This window comes from Clostridioides sp. ES-S-0048-02 (genome assembly GCF_020658495.1).
GTDB lineage: Bacteria > Bacillota > Clostridia > Peptostreptococcales > Peptostreptococcaceae > Clostridioides.
On sequence record NZ_JACVWH010000004.1, the window covers coordinates 56,616 to 64,956 of the forward strand.

Below are 8,341 nucleotides of genomic sequence, written 5' to 3' on the forward strand. Positions count from 1 at the left end.
AACATAATACTGACTAGATTTACCAATTTAATCAACTTAAAAAATTTTACTTTCATAGTCCAAAACCATTTCTATTCCATATAATTTCTTACCATCAATATGATTATTTTCTTTAAGAAACTTCTTTAAATCCTTATCTTTTTTCATTTTTTCTAAATCTATCTTTATACTCCATTTGCCTTTAATATCATTCATATTTAAATTGATATTATTTACCATTCCAATATCTTTATTTAAATTTATTACAGTCTCTTTCATACCTAAATTTTCAATTGTTATGAAGTCTGATTTTATTGGTAAAACAATATCTTTTAATATATCTAACTTCATATATATAGCTTTAACATTAACTTCTCTAAAGAAACTAAGTTGGGATAATGAAATGTCAAAATTAAAACTCTGTAGTTCTTGATTATCACATTCATTTATAAACATATTCCATTCTGTAGAAAATATCTGTTGTAAAGGAAAATAAAGTCCGCCTACATATGGATAACTTTTAGATAACAATTCTATAACCTTTTCTTTTAAATTTGAATCCTCAAGAGCTGTATATTTTACATTGATTATTACATCTGATATACTATCAAAATTAAACCTATTCGTTTCTTTTAACATCTCAAGTTCCCAGCTAGAAACAACTCCTGTACCTTCAAATGGTAAGTATCTCTCATCATTAAAATTAAGCAAGAACATTCCACTATCATCAATACCTTTTGATATGGCAATTTTTTGATTAGGCAACCAATTTTCTCTAATACCTTCTTTTGGTTTATTTCCAATTTTATTACCCAACAGGTAAGTTACAACTTCCAATAAAGGTTTTGTAACAACACTATTGTTTTTCTGAACTAATGTAGCTTTAATATTTTGAAATGGACCAACCACTGCTGGCACAGATATAGATATACTCTTAATTTTTCGTAAATAATGTCCAGGGAAATCATAATCAAACATTTTTTCAGTCAATTCAAAACTACATTTTCCAAATGATTTGAGATTTAATAATGCTTCAGGACTAATCATTGCCAAAGATATAGTTTTTTCTACTTCTAGACCCCTCTTATTTTTATTATAATAGGATGCCTCCATCTGACTTAATGCTAATTGAAGTCCTTCACCTGCCAAGAGTCCCTTTCTCATACTATCCCAATTGTTAAAATTTATAAATTTATCATCGCAACCAAATTCAAGTTGATAAGCTTTCTCAGCTACATGAGCCATATTTAATCCTATTTGGTACATTTGCCAATATATTAAACTTATTCTACCTACCATCCAAGAATATAAATCTACATTATTAAATTTATTTTTTAGAATATTATAAACTTCATTACCCTGTAAAATTGTTTTCTTATGTATTTCAAGCTCTTGTTTTGCGCTCTGGACTTTTATTTTAAGAGTCTCAATCTGTTTCTTAATATTCTCAATTTCATAATTAGCTAATTCTTTGTTAAGTGTCCAATCTTCTTCTCTTCTATTATATCCAGCCATTGTTAAAGAGCGTTGTGCTTCATAATTTGAGATAGATGCCCCTATTTCTGCTGCACCTGCCATTCCTTCTAATACAGCTCCTAACTGCTGTCCTCCATACGTCATGGCAAAAGGAGAACCTACTTGTGGAACTGCATATCCAATGCTTGAAGATGTTTTAAATATATTTGCATAAACTTGGAAAAATAAGGCTACTCCCATTGCATCTAAATTTGTTTGTTCTTCTTCTGAAAGTCCATCTTTTATTGAATTCTCATAATATGTTTTCTTATGTTCTGCACTCTTAAGGGATTGATCCATTGACTTAATAGTTTCATTTAGCTCTTCTATTTGCTTCTCTTTCGTTACTGTAACCATATTTAAAATATTGTTTTCTTGTATTGAATGAAGCACTGCCATACTTTCTGCATCATTTTTTTCAATTGTATTTAATAAACTTGTTCCAAGTTGACATATATGCCCTGCAAATTCCTTTGCTTTTTCAATTAGAAATGAAAAACGATAATTAGAAAGTTCTATATCTAGTGATTCTGCTAATGAATTTACATTATTGATTGAACTTGCAACCCTAGAAAGTAATTCTGGTGAAATTGGTGGTTGATATAACTCCAATAATCTCTTTTCACCTTTAATATTCATTGAATGTCTAATCTTATTTAATCTATCATCCACTATATCCCAAAGTTTTATAAGTTCCTCATTTTCTGGTATTCCAAAATAAACATCTATATTATTAAACCCTAAATCAACTTGTATATCTGAATTTATATTAGATATATGATTTTCAAGGTCTATCAGAAATTGAGGTATACCACCTGGACAATCTTTATATTTTGTCTGTATAGACTTAAATGTTTCTACATTTTTTTTGTCATGTCTACCTAAATTAACTGGTCTTTCTCCCAATAAGCTTGATGCTAATATATAAAGCATCGTTGCAGAAGTTATAGATTCCCATGTATCTTGCATAAATTGTTTATCAGCCCACTCTATTATATTTTCTATATATTGAATCACAGTGTACTTTTCATATGCTCCCATTCTTAGTCTAGCAATAGCATGTGGGTTAAATGGGTCATTATTATAAACTTTCATTGCAGGATTACTGTCATCTAAAGTATCTATAAATTCATCTAAAACATGAGTACGAAATAGTTGGAAATTCCAATAACAACTTGATGGTGTAGCTAAAAGCTTATTCATCAATATATTTCTTACCATGATTATCATTTCATTATTTAAACTGCATTCTGTTAAAAAACTAAGTTCTGTATTTAATTTAAATTCTGGGTTTACTCTTCCATTAGCATCAATAATAGGATATGCTGGATTACCTATTTTTTTAGTATTTAAAACTGACAGTACATCTTCAGACATTTTATCAGTTATTATATGCTCAGTTTCTTTTGAAAAAGTATCTTTAACTATTTTTGTTTCTGGATTTGTTGGATTAAATACATATTGATACCATCTTTGCGCTTGAGCATAATTTTGATTATTTCTCAGATTATGAGCTAATAACATCGGTGCATGATAAAAAAGTTCCCAATAGTATTCACCATAAAGCCCATCAAAATCTACCTGTACACCATCAATTGCACTTGGATAGTTTATATAATCTTTATTTGGTTCAAATCTATCAAAAGGTAAAACAGGAACAACTGGTATATTTTGAGAATTAGTACTAAGAAGCATATCAATTCCACCTATAAATATACGTTTTTGTAATATTTTTGTTGCACCTGTTGACAGTCTAGTTATATTAAATTTATATTTAGATAGGTCTGACATATTCTTATCTTCATATAAATTTTCATATTTAAGTGTTACTGGTACAGGTGAATGAACTAGTTTTTCATAAATATCATAAATCTGATTTACCTTAATAATACCTTTCTCTATTTGATTTTTTAGAATCAACTTAACATCTGGATATGTTAAATTATTTCCATCTGCTCTACCATGTGAATCTATAATTTTATAATACTCAAAAGTATTGTAAATAGTTTCTGATACACTCTTACTAATATCCTTATTTACAAAACTATATTTATTTACTATTGGAAAATTCATCAACATCCTATAGATAGATTTTTTTGTTGTGTCATCCAACTGAGCATTACTCAATATTATTTCTATTATGTTGTAATCTATATTCGAAACTTTAACTATATTATTTTCATCCAATAACCCATAATTTTTCAAAAGTTTTATACATTTTATTGATTTATCATAGTTAAGACCAAGTGATAAAAAAGAACTTACACTTGCTGGTGGTCTTGTAATTATTAGCCCATCTGATAACATGCTAAACCTTGGAACTGAAATTTTATCCTCTGGAGAAATCATAAATGTTTCATCTACATTGTCAAATACAAAAGAACCAACTTGGTTATATATAGGCATAACAGAAATATCCTTTTGATTTATATTATTAAATATATTTAAACCACCAACATGGCTAAACAATACTTTTTGTATATCTAAAAGTTGATTAGGACTAATTTCTTTTGATACAATCCTATTTATAAGCACTATTTCCAAATCTAATGTACTGAGATTTGATTTTAATATCTTACCATTATCATCAATTATCTTACTTGTTTTTAAATCATTAAAAATCTTACTTGATAAACTAAATTCAATTGTATCTGATGTAAAAGAATCTGACTCAACAAAGCTTTCCTCTATTTGATGCGATAAGTCTTTCATATCGGATAGATAATTATCATAAATTACACTTTGAGAATAAACAATCCCAAGCTTATTATTAAATTTATCTATAATAGGTTTATAAGGTATTTGATATTTATTTTGTGAATATCTATCAACCAATAAAAATTCATTTTTTAATAATAGTGGTTCATTGTTCATATTCATATTAAATGAATATTGATGTTGAATAGGTAAGTAACCCGTATTATTTGCTAAAACCAATCTATTAAAACTTTCCCCTATTTCACTTAACTTGGATTCAAAACAATACTTATTTGTACCATCATCATTGATTTGCTTTATTTCAATTACCTTTCCAGATTGATTTGCAAATGGTCCATAAAGTATATTTATACGCTCAAAATCCTTTGATTTTTTATCAAACGCTTTAAAATTAGATGCATTAACGGAAAATGCATTTACTTTAAGCCAAGAAATACTATCCATTTCAAAAATATTTTTAAAAGGCAGTTGATTTTTTATTGAATCCTTGTCAGAGTAATCAGTATAATATACCAAATCTTCTGATAATATATTTTGAGGATTTACCCACTTCTGTTGAATATTTAAAAACGAATAGTACATATCCATTTTAAATGTTTTGCTATTATTAGATTTACTTACTGAGCCCACCACATCTATGGATGTACTTTGATTTTCTTTTAATTCCACCCAGAATATGAATAGTTTGTTAAATGCAAATACTGGAGTTATATAGTGTGAATTTATAGCTAAATCTATTTTTTTCCATTCAGTCCAAGGCATCCCCTCTTCTTGATAACAATAATAATATATATATGGTTGTTGACTTGTTCGTCCAAATAAAAATAAGGTACAAACATCTCCACGCATTGAATCTTTATATGTACAACGATATGAACTTGCTATAGTCAATTTTGATATATTTGAAAATTCTTCTATATAATCATTATAAATTGTCTCTATATATGCATCTGTTATTTCAGATTGAGATAATGCACTTTCTAACTTATTAAATATTTCTGACTTTGTATGTCTTATTGATGGTAATAAATAATTTTCTGGATACACAAAAATTTTTCTATTCGCTTCCCACATTCTATAATTCATAATCCAGGACCACCAAGATTCAGGTATATTTAGTGACTCTACTCCTTTTTCCATTTTTAATCTACATCTTTGAAGATAAAGTTGAGTAGCATTTAATGCTTCTACTATATAAGAAATCTGCGTAGAATCATCCATTTCTACATCAATTAATAAATACTTATAGACATCATTTGATGTTTTAATATCTACAAACTTTTTATTGAGAGTATACAAAGTGATACTAAGCAAAATATCTCGTTTAGAACCTTCTATAATTGCTTGTAATTTTGTATTTATCGATTTCCATTCTTCTATACTGTATGTCCCTTTTACTTTTTGTACTGCCATATTCGAAATGTCAACATATTTAGTCCAATTTTTTTCTTCATCCAAACCTGATAATGTAAGAATATTGTCTATAAATGCATTGTCAGACTTTAATTTATTAACTATGTCAAAACAGCTTTTTAGTTTTTTTATCAAAATCACTAAATTTTGTTCTTTTGAAAATTGCTTAGATATTAAATCATCTATTTGAGATTTATTCCAATTAGTTGCTATTGACAGATATTTTGTACTATTTGTTTCTTTTTTTGCACTTGATTCAATAAAATTAAGCATGTCATAATCTACATCATCAAAAGTATATAAATACTCATTAATCAAATAAAAATTCATAATATTATCTATAGAATACAACTTAAAATCATTTTGGAAACCATAATAGTTCGGATACTTAATAATACTTTCAACAAGCTTATAATCTGGTGCTATTTTAGTTACTAAGTTAATCCATCTTGAACAACATCTTAATACCTCTATAACATAAAACTTATATTTCTCAGGGTTAGAATAGTTTATAAATGCTTCTGTCCAGTATTTTATACCCTCAGGTAAAACAATTGACTTTTTAAACACAATCACTAAATATTTTAATAACTCTTTTTCTGTACCTAGATAAGCAGACATCCTTTCTATAATTTCATTTTCTATATCTAAACTTGAATCTTTTTTTATGCTCATACATAATGACTTTAACCAATTATCAATACTATCTTCTTTGAATATTTGCTTTACATACTGACTTTCTTCTCCATTTATAAAATAGTTAAAGTTGTATACGTTGATTTTAGAATTTTCTATAAAACTTACAACATTTTTAATGCAATAAATATCATCAATAGAAAAAACCTTTTTAGTATCTAAGTGGCATAGCTTAAGCAATATTATATAGGTTTCAATTTTCATTTTAAATTTTCTTGCAAGTAATGAGTGTCTATATAAAGCTGATAAATTATCTACAGTTAATTCTATATCTGCATTTAAATCTATGTTTGCATTTTCTTTAAAAATTGTGATAGCTAAAAAATTTAAATCTTCAATTGACATAATTAAGCTACTGGAAAGCCATCTTGAAATTTTAATATTATTTTCATCAATTTTAGCAGGATTCCAAAGTTTTAAATTGTCTATATATAGAGGGTTTAGTTTATTGTTTTTAGGATGATATGTAGACTCAGTTTTTTTAGTTTTACAATTATTATATATGACATCAAAAGGTACTTTTGACTTTAATAAGTCATTGCCTTCTCCATATGTTTTTATTGGAGCAATAAGTGCACATAAATCTATTACATCAAGTTCCATATCGCTCGATAATTTTAATAAACGGGATATATCTGTAATAGTTTTTTTTGATATTTCTATATTTTTATCATAATAATGAATTGAGTTTATCATCCAGTCTAAATCCATAAAATTTAAAGAAGTTACTTTACTTAGTCTTATAAATCTATTTAATCTATCAAGAACATCATTATTGATGTTTTTAATTGAATTTGATAGATTATTATTTTTATTTTCCTTATTGTCATCAATATACAAATATTTTTTGTCTAAAAGACCTTGATTTATATAAAAATTATGTGCTATATTATTATCTTTTTCGTTCTGTGAAACATTTTGCATTAGTAATTCTTCAAGTTGATTATATTTTAATTGTGTTACTTTTAGTAATGTTTGTGTATTATTTAATTCTGCTAATTTAGCTCTATCACTCATACCATAATAGTTTGCTAATTGATTATCATCTTTAAAACTCTGTGTTAAAATATTATACTGTTTTAATGAAATACCTAACCTTTCTCTCTCAACTTCGTTTTGTTCTATATCCCAAGTTTCATATATGTCACTCAAATTTAAATTTTCTTGATTTAGATATACTCTTATCTGCTCCAAGTTTAAATTAAATGGGAGATTAAATGGATACACAGTTTTTGTAGCAAGAACCTCAAATATACTTGTGTCTTTTGTATTAAATAAAGTTTTAATACAATCATACAAACGTTCATTTACTATTTTTAGATATGGAACAAGATTATTTGCATTTTCACATGTAAGAGGTATCTCTTGTAAATCAGGCCTTCTATAATTTAAACTCAGGTCTTTATCAATAGTATGCTCATTTGGTTTAGTTATATATTTATCTATTATTCTCATTAAATCTACGAAATACGCAGCAGGTCCAAATATTGATTTACAATCTTCACAATCACAAAAATCTAAATTTCCGAACATCTCTTGGTAACTAGGTAATTTTTCAAAATATCTAATTGTATCATCACCTATTGTATTTACTTTGAGATTTCTAAAATATGGAGATGCAACTGTTGTTTTTATATTTACTAAGAGATTCATTACTTTATTCTGTATTGATATTGCATTTTTATAAATTTTCCTAGCAGTTTCTTTGCTTATTTCTAGTTTAGTTGAATATGTATTAACAAAATACTCTTCTTCCATACTTGCAATTTGTTGAGCTGATATTAAATCATTTTCAATCAACTTTGAATGTATACCTTCTGACGCATGCAATTGATGTAATCTTTTTTGTATCATAAGGTTTTTTAAAACCACTTCTTTATTAACTCCATCTAAATTTAATTTATCTAAAGTTTCTTTTTTATGTAACTCAATATCCGATAATTCAAAATCTGGATTATTACCATAAAAAACATTGAGTTGCTCTTTTTGTGTCAGCTTGTCCTTATCCATAGTATTCTCC

General features: G+C 26.6%; 1 protein-coding gene. It reads right to left on the bottom strand.

Translation table 11 applies throughout. The features are described 5' to 3' along the window. Nucleotides 1-36: 36 nt before the first annotated feature. Nucleotides 37-8,331: a neuraminidase-like domain-containing protein gene (locus tag IC173_RS07175; RefSeq protein WP_227855357.1), complete on the bottom strand. Its 8,295-nt coding sequence runs from the start codon at nucleotides 8,329-8,331 to the stop codon at nucleotides 37-39. Nucleotides 8,332-8,341 lie beyond the last annotated feature (10 nt).

Coding starts and splice junctions, on each gene's coding strand:
- IC173_RS07175 (WP_227855357.1), bottom strand. CDS start 8,331: ATGGATAAGGACAAGCTGACACAAAAAGAGCAACTCAATGTTTTTTAT.